28 protein-coding genes are annotated in these 26,254 nt (G+C 63.9%); 18 read left to right on the top strand and 10 right to left on the bottom strand.

Features of this window, described 5'->3' with window-relative positions:
• Nucleotides 1-57 precede the first annotated feature (57 nt).
• The 6 genes from FHW64_RS16340 (at nucleotide 58) to dnaB (ending at nucleotide 3,659) form a co-directional block, all read left to right on the top strand.
• Nucleotides 58-546 carry a hypothetical protein gene (locus tag FHW64_RS16340; protein WP_184528078.1) on the top strand — a complete coding sequence of 163 codons (489 nt, stop codon included), beginning with the start codon at nucleotides 58-60 and terminating at the stop codon, nucleotides 544-546.
• 91 nt (nucleotides 547-637) lie between these two features.
• The gene (gene rpsF / locus FHW64_RS16335; protein ID WP_184528076.1) at nucleotides 638-1,012 is read left to right on the top strand and encodes a 30S ribosomal protein S6; all 375 of its coding nucleotides are present in this window, start codon (nucleotides 638-640) and stop codon (nucleotides 1,010-1,012) included.
• 31 nt (nucleotides 1,013-1,043) lie between these two features.
• On the top strand, nucleotides 1,044-1,319 hold the full coding sequence (gene priB / locus FHW64_RS16330) for a primosomal replication protein N (protein WP_184529146.1): 276 nt from the start codon (nucleotides 1,044-1,046) through the stop codon (nucleotides 1,317-1,319).
• A gap of 20 nt (nucleotides 1,320-1,339) precedes the next feature.
• Entirely contained in the window at nucleotides 1,340-1,621 is a 282-nt protein-coding gene (gene rpsR / locus FHW64_RS16325; RefSeq protein ID WP_019655919.1) for a 30S ribosomal protein S18, read from the top strand.
• A 13-nt stretch (nucleotides 1,622-1,634) separates the two neighbouring features.
• Nucleotides 1,635-2,087, top strand: a complete 453-nt coding sequence (rplI, locus tag FHW64_RS16320) for a 50S ribosomal protein L9 (protein ID WP_184528074.1) — start codon at nucleotides 1,635-1,637, stop codon at nucleotides 2,085-2,087.
• Between the two features lie 168 nt (nucleotides 2,088-2,255).
• Nucleotides 2,256-3,659: a replicative DNA helicase gene (dnaB, locus tag FHW64_RS16315; RefSeq protein WP_184528072.1), complete on the top strand. Its 1,404-nt coding sequence runs from the start codon at nucleotides 2,256-2,258 to the stop codon at nucleotides 3,657-3,659.
• On the opposite strand, the gene FHW64_RS16310 is transcribed toward dnaB, so the two are convergent.
• The 6 genes from FHW64_RS16310 to FHW64_RS16285 all read right to left on the bottom strand — a co-directional run bounded on the left by FHW64_RS16310 (nucleotide 3,656) and on the right by FHW64_RS16285 (nucleotide 8,428).
• The gene (locus FHW64_RS16310) at nucleotides 3,656-4,366 is read right to left on the bottom strand and encodes a YafY family protein (protein WP_184528070.1); all 711 of its coding nucleotides are present in this window, start codon (nucleotides 4,364-4,366) and stop codon (nucleotides 3,656-3,658) included. The two genes, dnaB and FHW64_RS16310, sit on opposite strands and share 4 nt — an antisense overlap.
• A 111-nt stretch (nucleotides 4,367-4,477) precedes the next feature.
• Nucleotides 4,478-4,933 (bottom strand): GyrI-like domain-containing protein, encoded by a 456-nt coding sequence (locus tag FHW64_RS16305; protein ID WP_184528068.1) that lies wholly within the window; start codon nucleotides 4,931-4,933, stop codon nucleotides 4,478-4,480.
• Nucleotides 4,934-5,019: 86 nt separating this feature from the next.
• On the bottom strand, nucleotides 5,020-5,391 hold the full coding sequence (locus FHW64_RS16300; RefSeq protein ID WP_184528066.1) for a VOC family protein: 372 nt from the start codon (nucleotides 5,389-5,391) through the stop codon (nucleotides 5,020-5,022).
• Nucleotides 5,392-5,511: 120 nt separating this feature from the next.
• Nucleotides 5,512-7,254, bottom strand: a complete 1,743-nt coding sequence (locus FHW64_RS16295; protein ID WP_184528064.1) for a PhoH family protein — start codon at nucleotides 7,252-7,254, stop codon at nucleotides 5,512-5,514.
• Nucleotides 7,255-7,443: 189 nt separating this feature from the next.
• Nucleotides 7,444-7,920 (bottom strand): peroxiredoxin, encoded by a 477-nt coding sequence (locus FHW64_RS16290; RefSeq protein ID WP_088957623.1) that lies wholly within the window; start codon nucleotides 7,918-7,920, stop codon nucleotides 7,444-7,446.
• Nucleotides 7,921-8,041: 121 nt separating this feature from the next.
• Nucleotides 8,042-8,428 carry an Mth938-like domain-containing protein gene (locus FHW64_RS16285; RefSeq protein ID WP_184528062.1) on the bottom strand — a complete coding sequence of 129 codons (387 nt, stop codon included), beginning with the start codon at nucleotides 8,426-8,428 and terminating at the stop codon, nucleotides 8,042-8,044.
• 66 nt (nucleotides 8,429-8,494) lie between these two features.
• Between FHW64_RS16285 and FHW64_RS16280 the strand changes: the two genes are divergently transcribed.
• The 6 genes from FHW64_RS16280 to moaD all read left to right on the top strand — a co-directional run bounded on the left by FHW64_RS16280 (nucleotide 8,495) and on the right by moaD (nucleotide 14,662).
• On the top strand, nucleotides 8,495-9,718 hold the full coding sequence (locus FHW64_RS16280) for a pyridoxal phosphate-dependent aminotransferase (RefSeq protein WP_184528060.1): 1,224 nt from the start codon (nucleotides 8,495-8,497) through the stop codon (nucleotides 9,716-9,718).
• A 43-nt stretch (nucleotides 9,719-9,761) separates the two neighbouring features.
• Entirely contained in the window at nucleotides 9,762-11,084 is a 1,323-nt protein-coding gene (locus tag FHW64_RS16275; protein ID WP_184528058.1) for a homoserine dehydrogenase, read from the top strand.
• Nucleotides 11,084-12,499 (top strand): threonine synthase, encoded by a 1,416-nt coding sequence (gene thrC / locus FHW64_RS16270; RefSeq protein WP_184528056.1) that lies wholly within the window; start codon nucleotides 11,084-11,086, stop codon nucleotides 12,497-12,499. The genes FHW64_RS16275 and thrC overlap by 1 nt, the downstream gene beginning before the upstream one ends.
• A gap of 123 nt (nucleotides 12,500-12,622) precedes the next feature.
• On the top strand, nucleotides 12,623-13,168 hold the full coding sequence (gene mobB / locus FHW64_RS16265; protein WP_184528054.1) for a molybdopterin-guanine dinucleotide biosynthesis protein B: 546 nt from the start codon (nucleotides 12,623-12,625) through the stop codon (nucleotides 13,166-13,168).
• Entirely contained in the window at nucleotides 13,161-14,408 is a 1,248-nt protein-coding gene (gene glp, locus FHW64_RS16260) for a gephyrin-like molybdotransferase Glp (RefSeq protein WP_260304825.1), read from the top strand. Before mobB ends, glp begins: the two co-directional genes overlap by 8 nt.
• A 2-nt stretch (nucleotides 14,409-14,410) precedes the next feature.
• Nucleotides 14,411-14,662, top strand: a complete 252-nt coding sequence (gene moaD, locus FHW64_RS16255; protein ID WP_184528052.1) for a molybdopterin converting factor subunit 1 — start codon at nucleotides 14,411-14,413, stop codon at nucleotides 14,660-14,662.
• On the opposite strand, the gene dapA is transcribed toward moaD, so the two are convergent.
• Nucleotides 14,649-15,539 (bottom strand): 4-hydroxy-tetrahydrodipicolinate synthase, encoded by an 891-nt coding sequence (dapA, locus tag FHW64_RS16250; RefSeq protein WP_311733316.1) that lies wholly within the window; start codon nucleotides 15,537-15,539, stop codon nucleotides 14,649-14,651. The genes moaD and dapA overlap by 14 nt on opposite strands.
• Before the next feature lie 249 nt (nucleotides 15,540-15,788).
• On the opposite strand from dapA, the gene FHW64_RS16245 reads away from it, so the two are divergent.
• Complete coding sequence (locus FHW64_RS16245) at nucleotides 15,789-16,265, top strand: molybdenum cofactor biosynthesis protein MoaE (RefSeq protein WP_184528048.1); 477 nt, start codon at nucleotides 15,789-15,791, stop codon at nucleotides 16,263-16,265.
• A gap of 131 nt (nucleotides 16,266-16,396) precedes the next feature.
• Here the strand turns inward: FHW64_RS16245 and FHW64_RS16240 are convergent, their stop codons facing one another.
• A complete protein-coding gene (locus FHW64_RS16240) occupies nucleotides 16,397-17,389 on the bottom strand; it encodes a Bug family tripartite tricarboxylate transporter substrate binding protein (protein WP_184528046.1) in 993 nt (330 codons plus the stop codon).
• 90 nt (nucleotides 17,390-17,479) lie between these two features.
• Between FHW64_RS16240 and clpB the strand changes: the two genes are divergently transcribed.
• The 3 genes from clpB to arfB are packed head-to-tail and all read left to right on the top strand — an operon-like array spanning nucleotide 17,480 to nucleotide 20,856.
• Nucleotides 17,480-20,101 (top strand): ATP-dependent chaperone ClpB, encoded by a 2,622-nt coding sequence (gene clpB / locus FHW64_RS16235; protein WP_184528044.1) that lies wholly within the window; start codon nucleotides 17,480-17,482, stop codon nucleotides 20,099-20,101.
• A 38-nt stretch (nucleotides 20,102-20,139) separates the two neighbouring features.
• Nucleotides 20,140-20,436 carry a hypothetical protein gene (locus tag FHW64_RS16230; protein ID WP_260304806.1) on the top strand — a complete coding sequence of 99 codons (297 nt, stop codon included), beginning with the start codon at nucleotides 20,140-20,142 and terminating at the stop codon, nucleotides 20,434-20,436.
• Nucleotides 20,437-20,448: 12 nt separating this feature from the next.
• Nucleotides 20,449-20,856, top strand: coding sequence for an alternative ribosome rescue aminoacyl-tRNA hydrolase ArfB (arfB, locus tag FHW64_RS16225; protein WP_184528040.1), 408 nt, complete (start codon nucleotides 20,449-20,451; stop codon nucleotides 20,854-20,856).
• Here the strand turns inward: arfB and FHW64_RS16220 are convergent.
• On the bottom strand, nucleotides 20,825-22,543 hold the full coding sequence (locus FHW64_RS16220; RefSeq protein ID WP_184528038.1) for a SulP family inorganic anion transporter: 1,719 nt from the start codon (nucleotides 22,541-22,543) through the stop codon (nucleotides 20,825-20,827). The two genes, arfB and FHW64_RS16220, sit on opposite strands and share 32 nt — an antisense overlap.
• Before the next feature lie 98 nt (nucleotides 22,544-22,641).
• Here FHW64_RS16220 and FHW64_RS16215 point away from each other — a divergent pair, with 98 nt between their 5' ends.
• Nucleotides 22,642-24,036, top strand: a complete 1,395-nt coding sequence (locus FHW64_RS16215; RefSeq protein WP_184528036.1) for a coniferyl aldehyde dehydrogenase — start codon at nucleotides 22,642-22,644, stop codon at nucleotides 24,034-24,036.
• On the opposite strand, the gene FHW64_RS16210 is transcribed toward FHW64_RS16215, so the two are convergent.
• A complete protein-coding gene (locus FHW64_RS16210) occupies nucleotides 24,011-24,922 on the bottom strand; it encodes a helix-turn-helix domain-containing protein (protein WP_184528034.1) in 912 nt (303 codons plus the stop codon). The genes FHW64_RS16215 and FHW64_RS16210 overlap by 26 nt on opposite strands.
• A gap of 89 nt (nucleotides 24,923-25,011) precedes the next feature.
• Between FHW64_RS16210 and FHW64_RS16205 the strand changes: the two genes are divergently transcribed.
• A complete protein-coding gene (locus FHW64_RS16205) occupies nucleotides 25,012-26,253 on the top strand; it encodes an MFS transporter (protein ID WP_184528032.1) in 1,242 nt (413 codons plus the stop codon).
• Nucleotide 26,254: the final 1 nt, after the last annotated feature.

Here is a 26,254-nt window from a genome sequence, read left to right as displayed (position 1 = left end):
ATGCACCAACACCGGCAACAAGCCGCTTGGTCCTCCCCGTCTGGCGTCGAGGAAAGCATGATTCTTATCAAGACAGAAACCGGGCATCGGGTGCTCAAGGATCGGTCGGTGCGGCTTACGCCGCGCCAGCGGTCGGCGTTCATCCTTTTCGACGGCCGGCGTTCGGTGGACGAGGTGATCGAGTCTGGGATGGGCATCGTCCGTGAGGACATCGATCAACTTGTCGAACTGGGCTTGCTCGAGCGGCTCGTCTCGGAGGTGCCGGCTCCCAGTCCGGCGCAGCCCGTTCCGGTCGCTTCTCATCCAGCGTCAGATGCCGTCGTGGCACTGCCTCCGTCCGGACGTTCCTCACAGCAGCGTTACAAGGATGCGTATCCCATCGCGACGCAACTCACGGCAAGTCTTGGGCTGCGTGGGTTCAGGCTCAATCTGGCTGTCGAGGGTACGTCGACGTTCGAGCAGCTCCGCGAGTTGTTCCCGAAGATCCAGTCCGCCGTAGGCCCCGACAAGGCTGCGGCGTTGGAGCGCGCGCTCATTGGCGAATGAGCCTGCTATAATTTCCGGCTTTGCCTTGCCACACTGCAACTGACGCTGCGGGTGGCTTTATCCCTTCTACGGAAGATCCACAAGGAGTGCCATGCGTCACTACGAAATCATTTTGCTGATCCATCCGGATCAAAGCGAGCAAGTTCCGGCCATGCTGGAGCGCTACAAGGGCATGATCACCGCCGGCGGCGGCAAGATTCATCGCGTCGAAGACTGGGGCCGTCGTCAACTGGCCTATCAGATCAACAAGCTCAACAAGGCGCACTACCTGTGCGTGAACATCGAGGCTGAGCAAGCTGTCATGGCCGAACTCGAGCACGCGTTCAAGTTCAACGACGCCGTCCTGCGTCACCTGACCGTGGTCAAGAAGAAGGCCGACACCGGTCCTTCGTCGATGATGAAGACGGTCGAGCGCGAAGAAGCGCGCAAGGCGCAGCAGGCCGAGTACGCCGCCAACAACAACTGATGGTGTGAGTGCCGCCGCGGTCAATCAGCTCATGCTGACTGCCTGCGTCGCCGAAATCGGAGCCCTGCGTTTCACGCCCGCCGGCCTGCCCGCAGTCGACGCCAGACTCGAACACGAGTCCACGATCGACGAAGCGGGTCAATCAAGGAAGGTGAAGGCGGCCATCAAGGCCGTGGCGTTCGGTTCAGTCGCGGAGCGACTGGCACGGCAGGCACTGGGAAGTCTCTGGATATTTCAGGGTTTCCTTGCCACTCCGGGTAACGGCAAGCATCCGGTTCTGCACATCCAGGATTTTCAGCAAGATTAATTTTCGACAAGAGGTCCCAAATGGCCACGTTCAAGAAATTCAACAAGGACAAGCGTCCGAAGCGCAACACCCAGTCGCTACTGTTCAAGCGCAAGCGCTTCTGCCGCTTCACCGTCGCTGGCGTTGAGGAAATCGACTACAAGGACGTCGATACCCTTCGCGATTTCATCAGCGAAAACGGCAAGATCATCCCCGCGCGCCTCACCGGTACGCGTGCCATCTACCAACGTCAGCTGAACACCGCGATCAAGCGCGCACGCTTCCTCGCACTGGTGCCGTACAGCGACCAACACCGCGTCTAAGGAACTGGACATCATGCAAGTCATTCTTCTGGACAAGGTTGTCAACCTCGGTGTGCTCGGCGAGATCGTCAAGGTCAAGGACGGCTACGCACGCAACTACCTGATCCCTTCGGGCCGCGCTCGTCGCGCGACGGAAGCCGCCAAGGCCGAATTCGAAGCCAAGCGCGCCGAACTCGAGAAGGCCGCTGCCGCCAAGCTGGCTGAAGCTCAAGCCCAAGGCGAAAAGCTCGCCGGCACGGCGGTCAAGCTGACGCAAAAGGCTGGTGTCGATGGCCGTCTGTTCGGCTCGGTCACGAACCACGACGTCGCCGATGAACTGAACAAGCTCGGCTACAAGGTCGCCAAGTCGCAAGTGCGCATGCCCAGCGGCCCGATCAAGGTCGTTGGCGACAGCACTGTAAGCGTTGCACTGCACACAGACGTGGTCGTCGAAATCAACGTGACGGTCTACGGCGAGAGCGCCTGATCGCACTGCGGGCCACGCCCGTCTCGAAAGCCGCCTTCGGGCGGCTTTTCTTTTTTTGGTGACCGCGTTATCCCGCGTCGTTCACCGGAAGATCACCGAATATTCACAGCCTTGTCCACGTGACGCCGCGCGTCGCGCGGCTTAGCATGCAGGGTTGCAAGGAGCCTCATGTCCGCCGTCTTTTCCTACGCAGATAACGACCCTTCGAACGATCGCCAGATCGCGCAATTGCGCATCCCGCCGCATTCGATCGAAGCCGAATCGAGCGTTCTCGGCGGCCTCCTTCTGGACAACGGCGCATGGGACCGGATGGGCGACGTGGTTGTCGACAGCGACTTCTATCGTCACGAGCACAAGCTGATCTATGCCGCAATCGGCGCGCTGATCAACGCCAGTAAGCCGGCCGACGTGATCACGGTCTACGAGCAATTGCAGAGCCTTGGCAAGGCCGAGGAAATCGGCGGCCTCGCCTACCTCAACTCGCTTGCCCAGTATGTGCCGAGCGCGAGCAACATCAGGCGCTACGCCGAAATCGTCCGCGAGCGATCGATCCTGCGGAAACTCGTAGCCGCCAGCGATGAGATTGCGACGAATGCCTTCAACACGCAGGGCAAGGCGGTCGACAAGATCCTCGACGAGGCCGAACAAAAGATCTTCAACATCGGCGAAGAAGGCACGCGGATGAAGCAGGGCTTCCAGGCCATGGATGCGCTGGTGGTCGAGCTGCTCGATCGCGTGACGGAAATGGCCGAGAACCCGAACGACATCACCGGCGTTCGAACGGGCTTCTACGAGTTCGACAAGATGACCTCGGGACTTCAGCCGGGCGACATGATCGTGCTTGCTGCGCGTCCGTCGATGGGGAAGACTTCGCTGGCCATCAACATTGCTGAACATGTTGCGCTGAATGAGGGGTTGCCCGTCGCAGTGTTCTCCATGGAAATGGGCGCGTCGCAATTGGCTGTTCGTATCGTCGGCTCGATTGGGCGCATCGACCAGGGGCACCTGCGAACCGGCAAGCTCACCGACGACGAGTGGCCGCGGCTCACGGAAGCCATCGAAAAGCTGCGCAATGTGTCGCTGCACATCGACGAAACACCGGGCCTAACCACCAGCGAGCTTCGCGCCAACGCGCGCCGGCTCGCGCGGCAGTACGGCAAGCTGGGCTTGATCGTGGTCGACTACCTTCAGCTCATGAGCGTGTCGAGCAGCATGAACGACGAGAACCGCGCTACCGCCGTGGGCGAAATCTCGCGCGGATTGAAGATGCTTGCGAAAGAGCTCAAGTGCCCAGTGATTGCGCTGTCGCAGCTGAGCCGCGGCGTCGAAAGCCGTACCGACAAGCGTCCGATGATGAGCGATCTGCGTGAATCGGGCGCGATCGAACAGGATGCCGACCTGATCATGTTCATCTACCGCGACGACTACTACAACAAGGACAGCAAGGAGCCGGGCGTCGCGGAAGTGATCATCAGCAAGCACCGGAACGGGCCGACCGGCACTGTGAAGCTCGCGTTCCTGAAGCCGTTGACCAAGTTCGAAAATCTCGCCATGGGTGGCGACGATTTCTAGTCCTGTTTGGCAGATTCGGCCTTGCGGGAGTTTGCCTGCAGGTTTCTCAGCATGTCGGCAAGTGTCTTGCCCGGTTCATCGCGGAAGCGCTCGGGCAGGACTTCGATCTGATCGATGCGATCGAGCCTGAAGGCACGGAAGTCTTCCCTGAGTTCGCACCAGGCTGAAAAGGTCCAGACCTTTCCCCAATAGAAACAACCTAGGGGGCGCACCGTGCGCTGCGTTGGCAGGCTGACGACATCGTGATAGTCCATCCGGACTTTGTGCCGCGATTGCACGGCTTCTCGCAATATCTGGAGTCGCGTGCGCGTACCGTCGTCAAGCACGTAGGCCGGTGCATAGAGCGCGAGACTTTCCGCTGAAACGCGAGCCGCGGGTGGCAGCACGGAAAGAATCTTTCCGAGCGCGGATTCGATGTCCCGCGCCATTGCGGTGTCGACCCAGCTCTGCGCGAGCCGGGCCGAGGCAACCAACGCCGCGGCCTCATCTTGAGTGAACATGAGCGGTGGAAGGTCGAAGCCCGAACCAATGCGGTAGCCGACGCCGGCCTCGCCGTCGACCGGCACGCCCTGACGCTGGAGATCTGCGATGTCTCTATAGACAGTGCGCTCCGAAATCTCCAGGCGTTGGGCGAGGAAGGCGGCAGTCGTGAGCCGCCGCCCGCGAATGATCTGGACAATCTGAAAGAGGCGATCAGCGCGGCGCATGCTGGCAGTCAGCTCCCCATCCGCTTCTTTGCGAAGTCTTCGACGATAAGGAGCCGACCGGCGAGTCGTTCCCGCCAGGTCTTTCCGCGCGCGCTGAGGGTCGGATTCATGTCAGTCCAGTTCGACTCCAATGTGAATGGCGACCTGCTCCGGGCCGGCGTATGCCTCGAAGTCGCTTCGATAGCGGCGCCTGATTTCCGGATGGTTATCAAAATATTGCCAGATCGCTTCCCACACTGCGAGGACCATCCGGGGCATGGCGCCTTGTCCGGAGAAGACGAGGTAGTCGCCGCCTTCAATGTGCACTGCTTCCGGACCATCGGCGACCGCGACGCCTGTGGTGATGTCGAAGGCGCCGTTAGCGTCGGTTTCATAGGCCGAATAGACGCCATAGAGGTGCATATCGGCGATCCGACGAGGCGTCTTCTCGTAGATGCGCTCATCGAAGAAGCGATTCCACAGAGTACCGATTCGCGCGGCCTCGGGGTCGTTTTCGTCACGGTTGGTGGTCCGCGCGGTCAGCCCTGCGACGTTGAACGCACCCAGTCGTTGAAGTTGAGGTTGCATGACTTGCTCCGTATCAAGACTCACCGCTCCGGGTGTGGAGCGAGTCGGATTGCGGCCTCGTCTCGAGCGCCGCCAGAAGAGGTGTGTCAGGCCAGCGCGTGCAGCCCGACTTCATTGCCTTCGGTGTCTCGCAGATGCGCGATGAAACCCATCCCCGCCGGGAGCTCGGATTTCGGCTCGATGATCTGCCCGCCAGCGGCAACGCCCCGGGAAATGGCTTCATCGATGCTTGGCATGCAGTCGAGATAGATGCGGACACCGCTGCCGGCGGCTGCAGCACGGGTTTGGCCGGCTGTGAGGCAACCTCCGGTTGCCGGCTCTTCGTAGGGGAAGACAGCCATCGGTTCGCCGCCGAAGGATTCTCGCTTCAGCTTCCGGCCGAGCAGTTCTTCGTAGAACGTCTGTGCGCGATCCAGATCGGCGACAGGGATTTCGAACCAGTTGATGGTGGTGGACATGATCAGCTTCCTTGGGCAGTGAAAGAAGCCTAGATGCTGCGCGACAGCTGCTGACAACGTTCTGTCAGGAGTGTTGTCAGCATGAATACTCAACCGGGCGCACCGGTTGAGTTGCCGTCGCTAGAGCACTTCGCTGGCGAAGTCGGCCAAGCGCGAGCGTTCGCCGCGCGCCAGCGTGATGTGGCCGCTGTGCGGCCAGCCCTTGAACTTGTCGACCGCGAAGGTCAGGCCGGAGGAGCCTTCTGTCAGGTATGGCGTATCGATCTGCGCCAGGTTGCCCATGCAAATGATCTTCGTGCCCGGGCCTGCCCGAGTGACCAGCGTCTTCATCTGCTTCGGCGTGAGGTTCTGGGCCTCGTCGATGATCACGTATTTGTTCAGGAAGGTTCGCCCGCGCATGAAGTTCATGCTCTTGATCTTGATCTTGCTGCGGATGAGCTCATTCGTCGCGGCGCGACCCCATTCGCCTGCGCCACCACTGTCACCCTTGGCGAGGAACTCGAGGTTGTCGTCGAGCGCGCCCATCCATGGGCCCATCTTTTCTTCCTCGGTTCCCGGCAGGAAGCCGATGTCTTCGCCGACGCTCACGGTGGCGCGGGTCATGATGATCTCGGTGTAGCGGCGGTCATCGAGAACCTGAGTGAGACCTGACGCGAGCGCCATCAGCGTCTTGCCGGTGCCGGCTGTACCGGTCAGCGTCACGAAGTCGACCTCGGGATCCATCAGCAGATTCATCGCGAAGTTCTGTTCGCGATTGCGCGTGTTCACGCCCCAAACGGCGTTCTTGACGGAGCCGTAGTCTTTCAGCGTCTTGAGCACCGCCGTCTTGTCGCGGATTTCGGTGACCCTTGCATACATGCTTGGCTCGCCGGGCGCTTCGAAGTAGATGAACTGGTTGATGAAGAGGTTCGGGACGATCGGCCCGCTGACGCGGTAGAACGTGCTGCTGCCGCTTTGCCAGCTTTCGATGGTCTTGCTCTGGCGGGTCCAGAAATCCGGCGGTAGCGCAAGCGAGCCGGAGTAGAGCAGGTCGCCGTCATCCAGCGTCTTGTCGTTCTGGTAGTCGTCTGCATGCAGGCCCAGTGCGCGCGCCTTGACGCGCATGTTGATGTCCTTCGACACCAGTACGACTTCTCGCTTCGGCCGGCCGGGCGCGTCTTTCGAATTCAGGTCGCTCAGCGCCTGGACGACGCCCAGAATCTGGTTGTCGGCCTTGCCCTGCGGCAGGCTGGTCGGCAAGGTGTATTCGAGCGGCTCCGTCTGGAAGAAAAGCTTGCCGCCGGACTCGCGATGGCCGGTGGTGTCGAGTTTCAGGCCTTTGCCGATGTCCGCTCCCTGCGCTGCGGCGAGGGCGTCCAGGGTCCGGCTGGCTTGGCGACCGTTGCGGGCGACTTCCGTGGTGCCCTTCTTGTGCCCGTCGAGCTCTTCCAGAACGATCATCGGCAGGAAGATGTCGTGCTCTTCGAAGCGGAAGAGACACATCGGATCGTGCAGCAGCACGTTGGTGTCGAGCACGAAAAGCTTGACCGGGCCGTTCGCCTTGCTGCGTTTGGCGCGTGGCTGAGCTTGACGCAAGACTACGGCCGCCGTCTCCGGTGTTTCGGACGTGCTGGGCGAAGGCGCCTTCGCCACTGGAGCCGGGGCTTTCGCCTTCAGGGCGGGTAGCGTTTCGACGCTTCCCCCGGCCTCGTCAGCGTGACGATCGAATAGTTCGAGTGGCCGCGGCCCTGTCGCGCCGCCGTCTTCCGATTTCCTGTCAGTTGAACGGCGACCGCTTCGGCCCTGCGAAGACCGGGCGGGCGCGTCGTGCGCGCTCGGCGAAAGCATGGAGGCACGTTTCGTAGGGGCGGGGGGCAGGGGCATGGGGCGGTTCGCTCGCAAGAATGAAGGGGCCAGAAAATGAAAAAGCCGCCTGAAGAACCTGGCGGCTTTGTTCGATGGATGCGGTCGCGGAACTCAACGGCATGAAGCCATTATGCACATCGCGAGTGTCACTTCCTCTGTTAGTTGCGCGCCTCCAACGGGGGTGCGCAAAACCTCACACTTGGTGAATCAGGCTGCTTTCTTGAGCGCCTTGACAGCTTTGAGTACCTCGTCGACATGGCCGGGCACCTTGAGCCCGCGCCACTCAGCCTTGAGAACACCGTCCGCACCGATGAGGAAGGTGCTGCGTTCGATGCCCTTGACCTTCTTGCCGTACATGATCTTGTTCTTGACGACGCCGAACATGTGGCACATCTTTTCTTCAGTATCTGCAATCAGTTCGAAGGGGAGCTCGAGCTTGGCCTTGAATTCGTCATGCGACTTCATGTTGTCGCGCGACACGCCGAACACCGTGGCGCCAGCTTTTTCGAAATCCTTGTAACGATCGCGGAACTGCATGGCTTCGGTCGTGCAGCCTGGGGTGTTGTCCTTGGGATAGAAGTACATCACCAGGACTTGGCCGAGATGCGAGGTGTTCGAGACCTTCAGGCCGCCGGTAGCATTGGCGTCGAATTCGGGAATGGGTTTGTTGACAACGATCGCCATGAAACTTGTTTTCTCCGGTTTGATTCCATGCCCGATCGAATCGAGCACGGAGGGGATTGGTCGTTGCTAGATGAGGGCGTGCCGCCGGTTTGCAGCCCGCGATTTTACCTCGAAATGCCTCCTACTGCCCGCCCGGGACATCCTCAATAAGGAGGGCCGCGACCACATGGCGGCCTTCGCTGGCGAGGATGTTGTAGGTGCGACAGGCGGCAGCCGTGTCCATGGTCTCGACGCCGGTTCGCTGAGCCATGAGCGCCTGGAGCCAGACCGGCTTCGGAAACCGGATGCGCGATCCGCTTCCGAAAATGATCAATTCCGCGCCCAGCGATGCCAGTTGCGCGAAGTGCTCCGGCCCCAATTCATCGAAGCGCGCGCAGTTCCACGGGAAGCGCTCACCACGGGAGCCGACGACGACGCTGGATTCGACCCGTTCGTTGTTGATGGCGACCCAGCCCGGGCCATGTGCAGTCAGTGTCTGGACGTCGGATTTATCAGGCTGGAGCTTCATCGGGAAGGGCGGGGAACTGTGGTCAAATTATAGGTTTTCCCCTGCGCAGACCCCCTTGGAGGGACTTTGAAACCGCTCAAGAAATCGGCCAAGCTGGCCAACGTGCTCTACGACATCCGTGGCCCGATCATGGACGCCGCCAAGCAGATGGAGGAAGAGGGCCAGAAGATCATCAAGCTCAACATCGGCAATCTCGCCGTGTTCGGCTTCGATGCACCCGAAGAGGTCCAGCAGGACATGATCCGCAACCTGCCTGCTTCGGCCGGCTATTCGGACAGCAAGGGCATCTTCGCGGCGCGCAAGGCGGTGATGCACGAGACGCAGAAGCAGGGGATTGCAGGCGTCACGCTCGACGACATCTATCTCGGCAACGGTGCGAGCGAGCTGATCGCGATGGCGACCAACGCGCTTCTCAACGACGGCGACGAACTGCTGCTGCCCGCGCCCGACTATCCGCTCTGGACCGCGGTCGCGAGCCTCTCGGGTGGCAAGCCCGTGCACTACCTTTGCGATGAGGACAACGGCTGGATGCCGAGCCTCGACGACATCCGCGCTAAGGTCACGCCGCGTACCAAGGGCATCGTCGTCATCAACCCGAACAATCCCACTGGTGCTCTGTATTCAGATGAGCTACTTAAAGGCATCGTCGAAATCGCGCGAGAGCACGGCCTGGTGATCTTCGCTGACGAGGTCTACGACAAGGTGCTCTACGACGGCGTGAAGCACACAGCCATCGCGAGCCTGTCGAAGGACGTGCTCACGCTCACCTTCAACTCGCTGTCCAAGAGCTATCGCTCGTGCGGTTATCGCGCCGGCTGGCTGGTGGTCTCAGGCGACAAGAAGATTGCGCGCGACTACATCGAGGGGCTCAACATGCTCTCGAACATGCGCCTGTGCGCCAACGTGCCGGGCCAATGGGCGATCCAGACGGCGCTTGGCGGCTACCAAAGCATCAACGAACTCGTCGGCCCCGGCGGACGCCTTCGCCGTCAGCGCGACCTGGCCTATGAGCTCATCACCGCGATCCCGGGCGTGACCTGCGTCAAGCCGAGCGCGGCGCTCTACATGTTCCCGAAGCTGGACCCGAGGGTCTATCCGATCGAGGACGACCGCCAGTTCTTCCTCGACTTGCTCAAGGAGACCAAGGTGATGCTGGTTCAGGGCACCGGCTTCAACTGGAAGACGCCCGACCATTTCCGCATTGTTTTCCTGCCCCACGAGGAGGACCTGCGCGAGGCTATCAATCGCATCGCCGCCTTCCTCGAACGCTACCGAAACCGGCTCGCCTGATCCTGGGCCTTGCCTTCCGCTTTTCCGCATTGAAGACGAAATCATGAAACCCATTCAAGTTGGCCTGCTCGGCATCGGCACGGTCGGTAGCGGCACCTTCAAGGTGCTCCAGCGCAATCAGGAAGAAATCAAGCGCCGGGCTGGCCGTGGGATCGAGATCACCATGGTCGCCGACCTCGACGCAGCGCGTGCCAAGGCCGTCGTCGGCGAAGGCGTGAAGGTGGTCGACGACGCGCGCGCGGTCATCGCCAACCCCGACATCGACATCGTGATCGAGCTCATCGGCGGCTATGGCATCGCGAAGCAACTCGTGCTCGAAGCGATTGCTGCCGGCAAGCACGTGGTGACTGCCAACAAAGCGCTGCTTGCCGTGCACGGCACCGAGATCTTCGCGGCAGCACATGCCAAGGGCGTCATGGTCGCATTCGAGGCCGCCGTCGCGGGCGGGATCCCGATCATCAAGGCACTGCGCGAAGGGCTCACGGCAAACAGCATCCAGTGGATTGCCGGAATCATCAATGGCACCACCAACTTCATCCTGTCGGAGATGCGGGACAAGGGCCTCGACTTCGACACCGTGCTGAAAGAAGCGCAGCGCCTCGGCTATGCAGAAGCCGATCCGACCTTCGACATCGAAGGCGTCGATGCAGCACACAAGGTCACGCTCATGAGCGCGATCGCGTTCGGCATCCCGGTGCAGTTCGACAAGGCCCATGTCGAAGGCATCACCAAGCTCGCCGCGCAGGACATCAAGTACGCCGAGCAGCTCGGCTATCGCATCAAGCTGCTGGGCGTGACCAAGCGAAAGGCAAACGGCATCGAGTTGCGCGTGCATCCCTCGCTGGTGCCGTCGAAGCGTCTGCTCGCCAATGTCGAAGGCGCGATGAATGCCGTCGTGGTCAACGGCGACGCCGTAGGCACCACCCTCTACTACGGCAAGGGCGCGGGTAGCGAGCCGACCGCCAGCGCGGTCATCGCCGACCTGGTCGACATCGCGCGCCTGCACACCGCCGATGCGGCCCATCGCGTGCCGCACCTTGCATTCCATCCCGATGCGATGAGCGACCTCAAGGTCCTGCCCATGTCGGAAGTGGTGACCAGCTACTACTTGCGCATGCGCGTGGCCGACGAAGCCGGCGTGCTCGCCAAAGTCACTGGTCTGCTCGCGAGCGCCGGGATCAGCATCGACGCGGTGCTGCAGCGCGAAGCCGACGAAGTGGGCGGCGAAGGCTCGACGCAGACTGACCTCATCATCCTCACGCACGACACGCGCGAAGGCACGCTCGACGAGGTGCTTGCCCAGGTGCAGGCATTGCCGACCGTGCTCGCCCCGATCATTCGTCTTCGCAAGGAAGAGCTTTCCTGATGCGCTACCTTTCCACGCGCGGCCACCCCGAACGTCGCCGCTTCTGCGAAATCCTGCTGGAAGGCCTCGCGCCCGATGGCGGCCTGTACCTGCCGGAGCAGTACCCGAAGGTCGATGCCGCCACGCTCGCCACATGGCGCGGGTTGCCTTATGCCGAGCTGGCGTTCGAAATCCTCTCGCTCTACGTCGACGACATTCCTGCGGCGGACCTGAAGGCGATCTGCGCCAAGACCTACACCGAGGAAGTGTTCGGTACGTCCGACATCGTGCCCCTGCGCGAGTTGGAAGACGGCGTCTACCTCGAAGCCCTGTCCAATGGCCCGACGCTGGCCTTCAAGGACATGGCGATGCAGCTCCTCGGCAACCTGTTCGAGTACGAACTGGTGCGCCGTGGTGAGCAACTCAACATCCTTGGCGCGACCAGCGGTGATACCGGCAGCGCCGCCGAGTACGCCATGCGCAGCAAGAAGGGCGTGCGTGTCTTCATGACCTCGCCGGACGGGCGCATGAGCCCGTTCCAGCAGGCGCAGATGTTCAGCCTGCAGGACGAGAACATCCACAACATCGCCATCGCGGGCGTCTTCGACGACTGCCAGGACATCGTCAAGGCGGTGTCGAACGATCTTGCCTTCAAGCGCAAATACAAGATCGGCACCGTCAACTCGATCAATTGGGCACGCCTGCTGGCGCAGGTGGTCTATTACTTCGCCGGCTACTTCCAGGCCACGGCGAGCAACGACAAGCCGGTGAGCTTCACCGTGCCCTCGGGCAACTTCGGCAACGTCTGCGCGGGCCACGTGGCGCGGATGATGGGCTTGCCGATCCGCACGCTCGTTGTGGCGACGAACGAGAACGATGTGCTCGACGAGTTCTTCCGGACTGGTGTCTACCGCGTGCGCTCGGCCGCCGATACGCACGAGACCTCGAGCCCTTCGATGGACATCTCGAAGGCCAGCAACTTCGAGCGATTCATCTTCGACCTGGTGGGTCGCGATGCGGCCAAGAGTCGCGCACTGTTCGAAGACGATCTGGGTCGCACCGGACGCTTCGACCTCAGCCAGGACCCGGTCTTCGCAAAGGCAGCAAGCCAGTTCGGCTTTGCAAGCAGCCGCAGCACGCATGCCGATCGTCTCGCGACGATCCGCGATACCGACAAGCGATTCGCGACCTTGATCGATACGCACACGGCCGACGGCCTCAAGGCCGCGCGCGAACATCTCACGCCGGGTGTCCCGATGATCGTTCTCGAAACCGCGCTGCCGATCAAGTTCGCTGAGACCATCGTGGAGGCCCTGGGCCATGAGCCGGAGCGTCCCGCGCGTTTCGAAGGCATCGAGGACTTGCCCAAGCGGGTCGTCAAACTCCCTGCCGACGCGGAGGCGGTCAAGGCTTACATCGCGAAGCATTGCGATTGAGATGAAACTGGCGTTGCCCAACCCAGGGCACCCGCGGAACCGGCTTGGCCGGGCCGCCGGGTGCGCCCCCTGCGAGGGGGGTGGCGCAGCGACACGAAGTGCGCGAAGCCTGGGGGAGATTTCATGAAAGTCATCGGCTTCGCCGGCTTCTCCGGTGCGGGAAAGACGACGCTCGTCGAGCGCCTGATCCCCGTGCTCAAACGGAAGGGCCAGCGCGTGTCGGTGGTCAAGCACGCGCATCACAAGTTCGACATCGACCATCCGGGCAAGGACACCTTTCGGCATCGCGAGGCGGGGGCCTTCGAAGTGGTGGTCGGCTCGGACAAGCGCCTGGCACTCATTCGTGAGTTCGACAGGCCGACTCAGCTCGATGTGCACGACCTGCTTGCGGAACTCGATTCGGGCGTCGACTGGGTGCTGGTGGAAGGTTTCAAGCACAGCGATCTGCGCAAGCTTGAAGTCTGGCGCGCGCCGGCGGAGGGCGAAGACGCCCGCCCCGTGCGCTACACCGAAGACCGCTTTATCGTCGGCATCGCCACCAACACCCCGCAGAGCCTGCCGCAAGCCACGGAACTGCCGATCTTTGACCTCGACGACGTCGATGGCATCGCCGAGTGGCTCCTGCTGCATGCCGATCGATTCGAATACAAGGTGAAGCACCATGGCTGAAACATCCTCGCGTCCCCCTCTGATGGCGCTCGACGAAGCGCTTTCGCGTTTGCTCGCTGCCGCATCGCCCCGACTTGGCAGCGAGAGCGTCTCGACTTTCGAGGCCGACGGCCGGGTGCTTGCGCAGGATGTTGTCTCGGGGCTCACCGTGCCACCGCGCGACAACAGTTCGATGGATGGTTACGCGGTTCGCGCGGCGGATTGCGCGACTGCGGGAGCCGTATTGCGCGTCGCCCAGCGCATCCCCGCCGGCACCGTCGGCACGTCGCTCGCCGCCGGCACTGCAGCGCGGATCTTCACCGGCGCGCAGATTCCCGAGGGTGCGGATGCGGTCGTGATGCAGGAAGACACGCAAGCCATGCCCGAGGAAGGCAGCCTGGGCACTGTGCGCATCGAAATCGCGCCGTCTCAAGGGCAATGGATCCGTCGCGCCGGCGAGGACGTCGCCGCCGGCGACGTTGTTCTCTCGAAGGGCGACCGGCTGACTCCCGCCGGCCTGGGCTTGGCGGCGAGCGTCGGCTTCGCCCAGCTCGAGGTGTCGAAGCGTCCGCGTGTCGCGCTGCTGTCGACCGGCGACGAACTCGTGATGCCCGGCGAGGTGGCACCCGACGCGATGAAGCCGGGTTCCATCTACAACTCCAATCGCTTCTTCATGCGCGCGCTGCTCAAGCGCTTCGGCTGTGAAGTCAACGACCTCGGCATCGTGCCGGACCGGCGCGAGGCGACCATCGAGGCGCTGCGCGAAGCAGCCCAGCGCAACGACCTGATCATCACCACCGGCGGCGTCTCTGTCGGCGAGGAAGATCACATCAAGGCCGCCGTGCAGCATCTGGGCAGCCTCGAACTCTGGTCGCTGTCGATGAAGCCCGGCAAGCCCTTCGCCTATGGCCGCATCGGGGAGGCTCATCTGACCGGCCTTCCCGGCAATCCGGTGTCGAGCTTCCTGACCTTCCTGCTGCTCGTGAGGCCCTTCCTCCTCACGCTGCAAGGTGCGAAGCGCGTCGCGGTCGAGCCGGTGGCGATGCGCGCCGATTTCGATTGGCCGCGCGCCGATCGTCGTCGCGAATTCCTGCGTGCACGTCGCAATGCCGCGGGTGGTCTGGATCTGTTCTCCAACCAGAGCTCTGGTGTACTGACTTCCACCGTTTGGGGCGACGGCGTGATCGACACGCCCGCCGGCCAGCCTTTCAAGGCAGGAGACATGGTCCAGTTCATCCCCTTTGCATCGTTGCTGGCCTGAGCATGAAGATCAACGTCCGCTATTTCGCCTCGGTGCGCGAAGCGCTCGGAACAGGTGGCGAGGCGATCGACACCGCGGCGACGAACCTCGGCGCACTGCGCGATGAACTCATCGCCCGCGGCGAGCCGCACGCCAGCGCCCTGGCGCGAGGCCGTGCGGTGCGCATGGCGCTCGATCAGGTCATGAGCAACGACCAGGCCGCGCTGCGCGATGGCAGCGAGGTGGCGTTCTTTCCGCCGGTCACTGGCGGCTGATCGCGGCGTCGATCGCCAGCAGGCGATCCAGCAGATTCGCCGCAGAGCGCGTCATTGGCGGGCGCAACTCATCGGCGATCAGCCCTTCATGCGCGAGCAAGGCCTTGACCGGACCGGGGTTCGCATCGGCAAAAAGCGCCTCGATCAGCGGGAGCAGCGGCTGCCATAGAGCCCGCGCTTCCTTGAGCTTCTCTTCGCCCAGCAGACGAAGCACATTGGCGAATCGCTCGGTCTGCACATGCGCGCTCGCGGCGATTGCGCCGGCGCCGCCTTCAGCGACGGTGCTGAACATCTGGGCATCCTCTCCGGCAAGCACCTGAAGGCGCCCATCTGCGATCAGCGCACGCGTCTTCGCCGCGTCGCCGCCGCAGTCCTTGATCGCGCAAATGTGCGGATGGGCGGCCAGCGAGAGCAGGGTGTCCCGCGCGATCGAAATGCCGGTGCGGTACGGAATGTCGTAGATCACGATCGGAACGGCGCTCGCCTCGGCAATCGCCTCGAACCAATCGCGGATGCCGTTCTGCGAAGGACGGATGTAGTTCGGCGCTGGAACCAGCAGCCCGGCGATCCCCCGCTCTGCGAGTCGTCTCACCCAGTCGAGCGTCTTGCCGAGGTGATAGCCCGAGATCCCCATGATGCGCTGCAATGAGGGCGCGGCGCGGGCGACCGTGTCGAGCACTGCCAACTGCTCGTCTTCATCGAGTGCGGCAGCCTCGCCGGTCGAGCCGCAGACCACGAAGCCGGCGATGCCCGTCGGCGCGAGCCGTTCGACCAGTCGGGCCAGTGCGGTGTGATCCACGGCGCCGCCGCGGAACGGCGTGACGAGCGGGATCCAGAGCCCGGAAAAGTCAGGAGATTGATGAGGGGTGGCGTGCACGCGAAGTCCTTTCAGGAGCCGACCGATGGAAGAACCACCTTCGAATGCGCACACACAACCGGCTGAAGCCTGAGCCTTGCGGGTTCCGTCGCTCATCCGACGACGGAACCGAAGCTCCGGTCAGATGAGCTCGGTTTTTTTGGATTTACCTTGCAGGCGCGCGCAGGCCGCTTCTTCGAACGAAGACCAGAGGCGTTGCGGGGCGTTGCAGGGCATCGCGCGAGTCTATCGCAGTGCCACAATCCGCGGATGACCGTGGCCCGCGTTTCGATCCAGACAGAAGACTTCGACCTCCAGGCCGAGATTGCCGCGCTGCGTGCGGGCAACCCGCGAGTCGGCGCCGTCTGCAGCTTCATCGGCACCGTGCGCGACCGAAACGACGGCAGCGACATCGCGTCGATGGAGCTGGAGCATTACCCCGGCATGACCGAGAAGGCGATCGAATCCATGATCGACGAGGCGCATCGTCGTTTCGACATCCTCGGCGCGCGCGTGATCCACCGCGTCGGTCTTCTGCAGCCACTGGACCAGATCATGATGGTCGCCGTCATTTCGGCCCATCGCGGTGAAAGCTTCCGGGCCTGCGAGTTCCTGATGGACTATCTCAAGACCCAGGCGCCGTTCTGGAAGAAAGAACAAACCCCAGAGGGCGCGCGCTGGGTCGACGCCAGAGTTGCCGACGACGCAGCCTTGTCCCGCTGGGGCATCACAGCCAACAACGCATAAAAAAACGGCCGAGCGCAGCGCCGGCCGTTGTTCGTGGGCTGGAGTGGATCCGGCTCCGCCGGTCCACTTGCAGCGCCCCCGGAAGGGGGTGCCGAGCCACACGCAGTGGGCAAGGCTGGGGGGCGAGCCAGTTATTGGGGTTGGAACCCGCTGGCCTTGATGATCTGGGCCCAGGTTTGCGTATAGCTACGCACGGCGCCAGCGAACTGGCCCTGCGGCATGAAGCCCACTGTCAGGCCCATCGCGGTGAGCCGCTCCTTCACATCAGGCATCGCCAGCACCTTTGCCAGCGCCGTGTTGAAGCGATCGATCGCGGCTTGCGGCGTGCCCACCGGCGCAAAGACGCCGTAGTAGGGCAGATCCTCCAGCCCCGAAAGACCGAGTTCCTCGAAAGTCGGCACCTGCGGCAGCACAGCCTGACGCTTCGCGCCGATCACAGCCACCACGCGGATCTTGCCGGCCTTCTGGTTCTCGATGAAGTCGGGAATGGACCCAATGCCAGCCGAAATCTGGTTGCCCAGCATGTCGGACATCATCGGCGCGCTGCCGCGATAGGGCGCGGCCTGGAGGTCGAGCTTGTACTTCGTACCGATGAGCTTGACGAGGAATTCAGGGATCGATGCCGGCGCCGGAACGCCGATCGTGTCCTTACCGCCGCGCTGGGTGCGCACCCAGTTCACGTACTCGTTCATTGTCTTGGCCGGCGTGCCGCCCGAGACCGCGAGCGCATTGGCGAAGGTGGCAAAGCCCGCGACGGGCACGAAGTCATGCTGCGGGTCGAAGCCGGGGTTCTTCACCACCTGGGGCAGGATGGAGATCGTGTGGTCGTGCGTCAGGAAGAGGGTGTTGCCGTCCGCCGGCGAGGACTTGAGCACCTGCGCCGCAATCTGGCCGCCCGCGCCTGCACGGTTGTCGACCAGCACCGGGGCCCCGAGTTGGTCCTTGAGCTTTTCACCCAACATGCGTGCAATGGCGTCGGTGCCGCCGCCGGCCGGGAATCCGACCAAAAGGCGGATCGGCGTGCCGCCCGGCTGCGCGAGTGCCACGCCCCCCGCGGCCAGCAGGCCGGCCGCGAAAAGGCCTTGCATCAGGCGCCTGGCGCCACCCCATGTTGACTTGAGCATCTATCGACTCCAAAGATTGCTGATTGAAAAAATCCGGGCCGCCTTGATATCGACTCGGAACATCCCTATTTTGAATGCAGGAATCAAGCCATGCGTCAAGACAAACTCACCACCAAATTCCAGGAAGCCCTCGCCGATGCGCAATCGCTGGCATTGGGCAATGACAACGCGTATATCGAGCCGGTCCATCTCCTGGTCGCCATGCTGCGCCAGGAAGATGGTCCGCGCGCACTGCTCGAACGGGCCGGCGCCAACGTGCCCGGACTGCTCCAGGCCGGGGAAGCTGCCATCAAGAAGCTGCCCCAGGTGCAGGGCCACGACCAGGTTCAAGTTGGGCCTGAGCTCGGCAAGCTGCTCCAAGCCACCGAAAAAGAATCCATCAAGCGCAACGATCAGTTCATCGCGAGTGAACTCTTCCTGCTCGCCGTGGCTGACAGCAAGGCCGAGATCGGCAATCTGGCGCGCAGCAACGGCGTCACGCGCAAGTCGCTCGAAGCAGCGATCGATGCGGTGCGCGGCGGGCAGGGCGTGAACAGCGCCGATGCCGAAGGCCAGCGCGAAGCCCTCAAGAAATACTGTCTCGACCTGACCGAGCGCGCACGCCTCGGCAAGCTCGACCCGGTCATCGGCCGCGACGAGGAAATCCGCCGTGCCATCCAGGTGCTGCAACGCCGCACCAAGAACAACCCCGTGCTCATCGGTGAACCGGGCGTGGGCAAGACCGCGATCGTCGAAGGCCTCGCGCAGCGCATCGTCGCGGGCGAAGTGCCCGATTCGCTCAAGGGCAAGCGCGTGCTGTCGCTCGACATGGCGGCGCTGCTTGCAGGTGCGAAGTACCGCGGGGAATTCGAAGAGCGCCTGAAGAGCGTGCTCAACGAACTCGCGAAGGACGAAGGCCAGACCATCGTCTTCATCGATGAACTTCACACCATGGTTGGCGCCGGCAAGGCCGAAGGCGCGATGGACGCCGGCAACATGCTCAAGCCCGCGCTGGCGCGTGGCGAACTGCACTGCGTCGGCGCAACCACGCTCGACGAATACCGCAAGTACATCGAGAAGGATGCCGCGCTGGAGCGCCGCTTCCAGAAGATCCTCGTCGGCGAGCCGAGTGTGGAGGCGACGATCGCCATCCTGCGCGGCCTGAAGGAAAAGTACGAAGTCCACCACGGCGTCGACATCACCGACCCGGCCATCGTGGCTGCGGCTGAGCTGTCTGATCGCTACGTGACCGATCGCTTCCTGCCGGACAAGGCGATCGATCTGATCGACGAGGCGGCAGCGCGTATCAAGATCGAGATGGATTCGAAGCCCGAGGCGATCGACCGCCTCGACCGCCGCCTGATCCAGATGCAGATCGAGCGCGAAGCGGTTCGCAAGGAAAAGGACGAGGCTTCGCAGAAGCGCCTTGGCTTGATCGAGGACGAGATCAAGCGGCTGCAGAAGGAGATCGCCGATCTCGACGAGGTCTGGCAGGCCGAGAAGGCGCAAGCCCAGGGCAGCGCGCAAATTCGCGAAGAGATCGACAAGATCAAGTTCCAGATCGCCGAATTCACCAGCAAGGGTGACTTCAACAAGGTCGCGGAGCTTCAGTACGGCAAGCTCCCGGGCCTCGAAAAGCGCCTGAAGGAAGCGCAGGAAACCGAAGCCAGCAAGGGCAAGTCCAGCGCGCCCACGCTGCTGCGCACACAGGTCGGCTCGGAAGAAATCGCCGAGGTGGTGTCGCGCGCGACCGGCATTCCGGTCAGCAAGCTGATGCAGGGCGAACGCGACAAGCTGCTCATGATGGAAGACAAACTGCATGAGCGCGTCGTCGGCCAGGACGAAGCGATCAGCGCGGTCGCGAACGCGATCCGCCGCTCGCGCTCGGGCCTCTCGGACCCGAACCGCCCGACCGGCTCGTTCCTGTTCCTCGGCCCGACGGGCGTGGGCAAGACCGAGCTGTGCAAGGCGTTGGCGGGCTTCCTGTTCGATAGCGAGGATCACCTGATCCGCGTCGACATGAGCGAGTTCATGGAGAAGCACTCGGTTGCGCGCCTGATCGGTGCCCCGCCCGGCTACGTGGGTTACGAAGAGGGCGGCTACCTGACTGAAGCGGTGCGTCGCAAGCCTTACAGCGTGTTGCTGCTCGACGAAGTCGAAAAGGCGCACCCGGATGTCTTCAACGTGCTGCTGCAGGTGCTCGACGATGGCCGCCTGACCGACGGTCAGGGCCGTACCGTGAACTTCAAGAACACGGTGATCGTCATGACCAGCAACATCGGCTCGCCGATCATCCAGCAGATGGTCGGCCGGCCGACCGAGGAGATCAAGGAAGCAGTGTGGGAAGAGCTCAAGAACTACTTCCGCCCCGAGTTCCTGAACCGCATCGACGAGACGGTGGTGTTCCACGCGCTCGACGCGAAGAACATCGAAGCGATCGCATCGATCCAGCTCAAGGTGCTCCAGCAGCGCCTCGCGAAGATGGATCTGGCGCTCGACGTGTCGCCGGCGGCGCTGGCGGAGATCGCCAAGGTCGGCTTCGATCCGGTGTTCGGCGCGCGACCGCTCAAGCGGGCGATCCAGCAGCGCATCGAGAACCCACTGTCGAAGTTGTTGCTTGACGGAACCTTCGGTCCGAAGGATACGATCGTGGCCACCACGGACCCGATCCAGGCACCCGGCCAGTTCAGCTTTGAAAAGGCCGGGGAACCTGCGGCGAGGGCCGTGGCCTAAAACCGATGGTCAATTTCCTCGTTCGACTGATTCTTTTCATGCTGGGGCTGGTCTTCGCGGCCAGCCTCGCCGTCGCCGTGCTGTTGCTGGCGGCGGTCTGGGGCTTGCGCTATGCGTGGGCGCGGCTCACCGGCAAGCCGGTGCAGCCGTGGGTCATGCGCTTCGATCCTCGCAGCGGGTTCGATCGCTTTCGCTCGGCTGGCCACCCCCAGGAGCCGACGGCGGCGGACGTCGTGAGCGCGCGCGCACAAGGACAGGCAACCGACAGCCCGGTGCGCCTGAACGATGCGGGTAGCGTCACCGACGTTTCTGTGAAGCCGTCGCGCGGCGAGTAGGTCGCTGCGTCGATGCTGCGGCCCGCGATCCTCGTCGATCCATCCGAAGTCGAATTCAGCGCCATCCGCGCGCAAGGCGCGGGCGGGCAGAACGTCAACAAGGTATCGAGCGCAGTGCACCTGCGCTTCGACATACCGGCCAGCTCATTGCCCGATGACGTCAAGGCGCGCTTGCTCAATTCGCGGGACAGCCGCATCACGCACGAAGGCGTGCTGGTCATCAAGGCGCAGCGGCATCGCAGCCAGGACATGAATCGCGACGACGCGATCGCGCGCCTGCAGGAAGTGGTCGATGCGGTCGCGACCCCGCCTCGCGCGCGGCGGGCCACGAAGCCCAGCTATGCCGCGAAGCAGCGCCGGCTCGAGGGCAAGAGCCAGCGCTCAGAGATCAAGAACCTGCGGCGACAGGTTCGCGATTGACCTCCACCGGGGCGTCGTCCTGCGCCCGCGCCAGGGTGAGCGCGGCAAGCGCTTCGGCGTCGGTGCGGTAGCTGAAAAGCATCGGTCCCGGCGCCAGCAGCCCGGCACGCTCCAACACCTGTTGGGCCGGCAGCTTGAGGCCCGAGATGTGCAGGCGCACGCCTTCCGATTCAAGGAGCCGGCGGATGCTGCCGAACACTTCCGCGCCAGTGATGTCCACGCGATTGATCGGGTAGGCGAACAGGCAGACGTCGGTCAGCTTCTGCCGGGCGAGTGCGACGCTGACCGCGCGTTCCAGCGTGCTGGCAGACGCGAAGTCCAGCTCGGCATCCATGCGCAACGCGTAGAGATTGGGCGCGAGCGGCGGAAGGTGCCACAGATGACGGTCGCGCAGGCTGCCGTCCGGATGCAGTCCCACTTCGATGATGCGGGGATGCAGGTGCCGGTACATGTAGTGCGCAAGCGCCGCCAGCAGGCCGCCGAGTACGCCCCAGTAGATGGAAGGCGCGGTCGCGATGGTCAGGCAGAACGTCCCGAGCGCGATGGCGGATTCGATGCGAGAGATGCGCCACAGGGCGACGAAGGCCGAGGGCCGCAGCAGGCCGATGGTCGCCGTCGCCACGATCGACGCCAGCACGGCTTGCGGCACGTGATAGAGCAAAGGCATCGCCCACAGCAGCGCCGCTGCGACCACCGCCACGCTGAACAGCGTCGACCATTGCGACTTGGCGCCCGCATACAGCGTGATGGCCGAGCGCGAGAAGGACGAGCTCGTCGGGAATGCACCCGTGAGGCCCGATGCGATCTTGCCCAGCCCCTGGCCGATCAGGTCCTGGTTCTCGTTCCAGAGCTTGCCGGCGCGTGCGTTGTCGACCTTGGCGCTCGATGCGGTTTCAAGAAAGCTCACCAGCGTGATGAGAAACGCCGGCAGCAGCAGGTTGCTGAACTCGTTGAGTGAAAGCCAGCCCGGCCAGTAGAACGGAGGCAGGCCGGAAGGCAGCGTGCCGATGACGGCGCCGCCGCGCAGCGCATAGCTGATCGCGCCGCTGATCACTGCCGAAGCGGCGACGAGCGCCATCGTCGTCGGGAAGCGCGGCACCCATTTCTTGCCGAGCCACAGCGCCGCCATGCCGCCAAGTCCGAATGCGATCGCGATGAAGTCGGGCGGCGGGCCGTGCAGGAGCTGCACGAAGCTGCGACCGGTGAATCCCAGCAGCGCCGGCAGTTGGGACAGCGTGATGAGCACTGCAGCGCCCTGCGTGAAGCCCATCAGGACTGGCGAATTGACCATGCGAAGCAGCCAGCCGAAGCGCGCCGCCCCGAGCACGACCTGCATCACGCCCGACAACAGCGTCAGCCAGACGGCCATCGCGACCCATTCGCTGCTGCCCCGGATGGCGAGCGGTGCCAGCGAGGCGCCCACCAGCAGGCTGGTCAGCGCGGTCGGGCCCACCGAGAGCCGGGCCGAAGAGCTGAAGAGCACCGCGACGAGCGCGGGGAAGAGCGCCGCATACACGCCGGTGACCAGCGGCATGCCCGCGAGCGCGGCATAGGCCACGCCTTGGGGGATGACCATCAAAGCGACCGTGACGCCGGCCGAGGCCTCGTTGACGAGTAGCGCGCGATCCGGTCGCGGCCATGCGAGGAAGGGAAGCCAGCGCGCGAGCTGGTCGCGGTTCAAGGTCATGGCCTTGGGGCGCAGGAGGTTGGGGAGTGCACCCGCCGATGATACGTATGCGGCTGACGAACTCAGCCATCGCTGCCTGTTGCCGCTAGATTGCGGGCATGACCGATCTGCAACCCCTTTTCGATCTCCAGCACCGCGCGAGCCGTCAGGCGCCGGACGTGCCGGTCGCGACGCGCCTCGATCGCGTGCGGCGTGTCAAACGGATGCTCGATGACCACGGCTCCAGGATCGCCGCCGCCGTGGAGGCCGACTTTGGCGTCCGTTCGCCCGCGCTGACCGAGGTGGCCGACCTGATCGTGTTGCGCAGCCTGCTCTCGCAACTGCTGCGCCACGCGGCACGATGGAGCCGACCAGTGCGGGTTCGAACGCCGATCTACCTGCAGCCCGCGCGGGGCTGGGTGCAACGGCAACCGCTCGGTGTCGTGGGGGTGATTTCGCCGTGGAACTATCCGCTTCAGCTTTCGCTTGGTCCGGCAGCCACGGCGCTGGCGGCGGGCAATCGCGTCCTGCTCAAGCCGAGCGAACTGACCCCGTGCACTTCATCGTTGCTGGCCGAGCTTGTCGCCCAGTCATTCGCCGAGGAGGAGTTTGCCGTCGTGCAGGGCGATGCGGATGTGGCTGCGCAGTTTGCGGCGCTGCCCTTCGATCACTTGTTCTTCACGGGTTCCACCGGCGTCGGCCGCAAGGTGGCGCAGGCTGCGGCGGCCAACCTCACTCCGACGACGCTGGAATTGGGCGGCAAGTCGCCGTGCATCGTCGATGCATCCGCCGACCTCGACGAAGCGGCCCTGCGCATCGCGCACGGGAAGCTGCTCAACGCGGGGCAGACCTGCATCGCGCCGGACTACGTCCTGCTGCCGCGCAGACGCGAAGACGCCTTCGCGAAGGCCTGGTGGCGTGCGGTCGCGCGGCTTTTTCCGCGCATCGAAGGCAATCCGGACTACGCGGGCATCCTCGGCGAAAGGCACCTCGCACGCCTTCACCAACTGCTGGACGAGGCGCGAGCGCAGGGCGCGCGCGTCGAGCGACCAGAAGGGTCCGCACCTGGAAGCCGCCAGTTCGCACCCGCACTGGTCTTCGGCGGGCAACCCGGGCTGCGCCTGCTGGAAGAGGAAATCTTCGGTCCGATCCTGCCGGTGCTGCCTTGCGACGATAGTGCGGAGGCCATTGCATACATCAATGCGCGCCCGCGCCCGCTCGCGCTCTACTGGTTCGGTGACGACACCGCCGCGCGCGACCGCGTGCTCGCGCAGACCGTGAGCGGTGCGGTCACCGTCAACGACACCCTGATGCACATCGCCCATGAGGGCCTGCCTTTCGGCGGCGTCGGCGAAAGCGGCTGGGGCGCCTATCACGGCGAAACCGGCTTCCTGCGCTTCACGCAGCAGAAGTCGGTGCTGGTCCAGTCGCGTTGGGCGCTCGGGTCGATGCTCTACCCGCCGTATGGCGCGCGCCTGCAGCGCATGCTCAAGCTGCTGCGGATGCTGGGCTGACGTCGTTCGCCGCGCGCCGCTTGTGCTGGAAGGCGGTCGGGGATTTGCCGGTCGCCGCCTTGAACATCGCGCAGAACGCGCTGTCGGTGGCGTAACCGCTCGCCGATGCGACCTGGCTTACCGCCATGCCGCGCGCCAGCAACGGCAGCGCATGCGCGAGCACCGCCTGCTGCCGCCATTGCTGCCAGCTCATGCCGAGCTGGTCGCGGAACAGGCGCGCCACCGTGCGTTCGCTCGCGCCGATCGTTTCGGCACGTTCAGCCAGTGTGGCCCGACCGGCGGGATTGCGCAGCAACGCTTCGCACAACTGGCGCAGTCGCTTGTCGGCGGGCAGCGGTACGTCGATGCGGATCTGGGTCGCACGCTCCAACTCGTCCACCAGCAGAGGGGCGATCCAGCGTTCGCGTTGCGCCGCATGTGGGTCGGCCGGCGGCAGTCCGTCGGGCGTGGTGTCGAGCGCGAGCATGAGCGCGCGCAGCAGGGGGCTGATCTCCAGCACTTCGCACTTTTCCCAGTTCGGTCCGAGCCAGCTGTGCAGGTAGACGGTGCGCAGCTCTGCGTCCTCGATCAGCGTGATGCTGTGCGACATGTTCGCCGGCACCCACAGCGCCCGCGAGGGCGGGACGATGTAGCTGCCGTCCTCGGTGCTCAGGCGGATCACGCCGCGCGTCGAGAAGGTGAGCTGCGGCCAGGGGTGCGTATGCAACTCGACGAGGGTGTCGGCCTTGAGGAAGTGTTCCTTGGCGCGCAGCGGGCGTAGCACGTCGGGGGCGTAGAGGTGGGGTGTGAGCGGTCCCACGCTGTTGGTCGGCGCGGGGTAGGGCGGCGTGGCGCGCCGGGCGGGCGGGTCGACGGGCGCCGTGGATTGGGCGGCTGTGGACGGCATAGTTTCGACAAATGTTGTCTCTGTATCGCCATTCTGCCGCCGCCGGCCCGCTTAGGATCGGTGCCCAACCGAGATTCTTGTAGCAATCCATGTCTTCCAACACCGCCACCGCCGGCACGCCCACGCTGGGCGCCGACGCCAAACTGATCGGACTCGTGGGGCTCGCGCACGCCGTCAGCCATTTCAGCCAGCTGATCCTGCCGCCGCTGTTCCCATGGCTGAAAGACGCCTTCAACGTGAGCTACACCGAACTGGGCGCGGTGCTGACGGTGTTCTTTGTCACCTCGTGCATCGTCCAGGCGGCGTCCGGGTTCATCGTCGACAAGCTGGGTCCGCGCCCGGTGCTGTTCGTCGGGTTGTCGATGCTGGGTCTGGCGGGATTCGGCTATGCCTCGGCGCAGAGCTACTGGATGCTGCTGGTGTGTGCAGTCGTGGCGGGCATCGGCAACGGCGTGTTCCACCCGGTCGACTACACGCTCTTCAACCGCAAGGTTGCGCCGACCCGGCTTGGCCATGCGTACAGCGTGCACGGCATCACCGGCAGCCTGGGCTGGGCGCTGGCACCGGCTTTCGTGGTGCCGCTGGCGATGGCCTTCTCGTGGCGCGTTGCCTTGGCTGGCGCGGGCACGATCGCGGTGGTGGTGCTGCTGATCCTGTGGCTCAACCGCAGCGTCCTGTCGCTCGACGCCGCCGCGGTCCGCAAGGCCACGGGGACCGATGCAGCGGCGGGCGGTGAGTTCGCCTTCCTCAAGATTCCGGCCGTCTGGATGTGCTTCGGCTTTTTCTTCTTCTATGCCGGCGCGCTGAGCGTGGTGCAGACCTTCGCTCCCGCCGCTGCCGGCCGGCTGCACGACGTGCCGGTGACGCTGATCGCGATCTGCCTGACCGTCTACATGGTTGCGAGCGCAACGGGCATGGTGGTCGGCGGCTTCCTGGCGTCGGACCCTTCGCGTTGCGAGCGCATCGTTGGTGCCGGCTTTGGCATCGCAGCGGGCATCGCGCTGATCCTCGCGCTGGCGAACTTCATGCCGGTGCTCGTGCCGGTGATGTTCGGCGCGATGGGCTTTGCCACCGGCATCGCAGGTCCTTCCCGCGACCTGCTGGTCAAGCGCTCGACACCGGCCAATGCGTCGGGCCGCGTCTATGGCGTGGTCTACGCTGGGCTGGATATCGGCCAGGCTATCGCGCCGCTGATCTTCGGCCGGCTGATGGACCATGGCCAGTACACCAGTGTGCTGGCCGGTCTGGCAGTGGTGCAGGGCGTGCTCATCGTGAGTGCATTCAACGTGCGCCGCGTGCGCCGGGAGTCGCTGGTTCCGGCTTCGGCTTGAA

This window comes from Variovorax sp. Sphag1AA, from assembly GCF_014192575.1.
In the GTDB taxonomy this organism is placed as follows: domain Bacteria; phylum Pseudomonadota; class Gammaproteobacteria; order Burkholderiales; family Burkholderiaceae_C; genus Variovorax.
The sequence above is the reverse complement of the archived record's forward strand: the minus strand, read 5'-3'. Positions and strand labels throughout refer to the sequence as shown.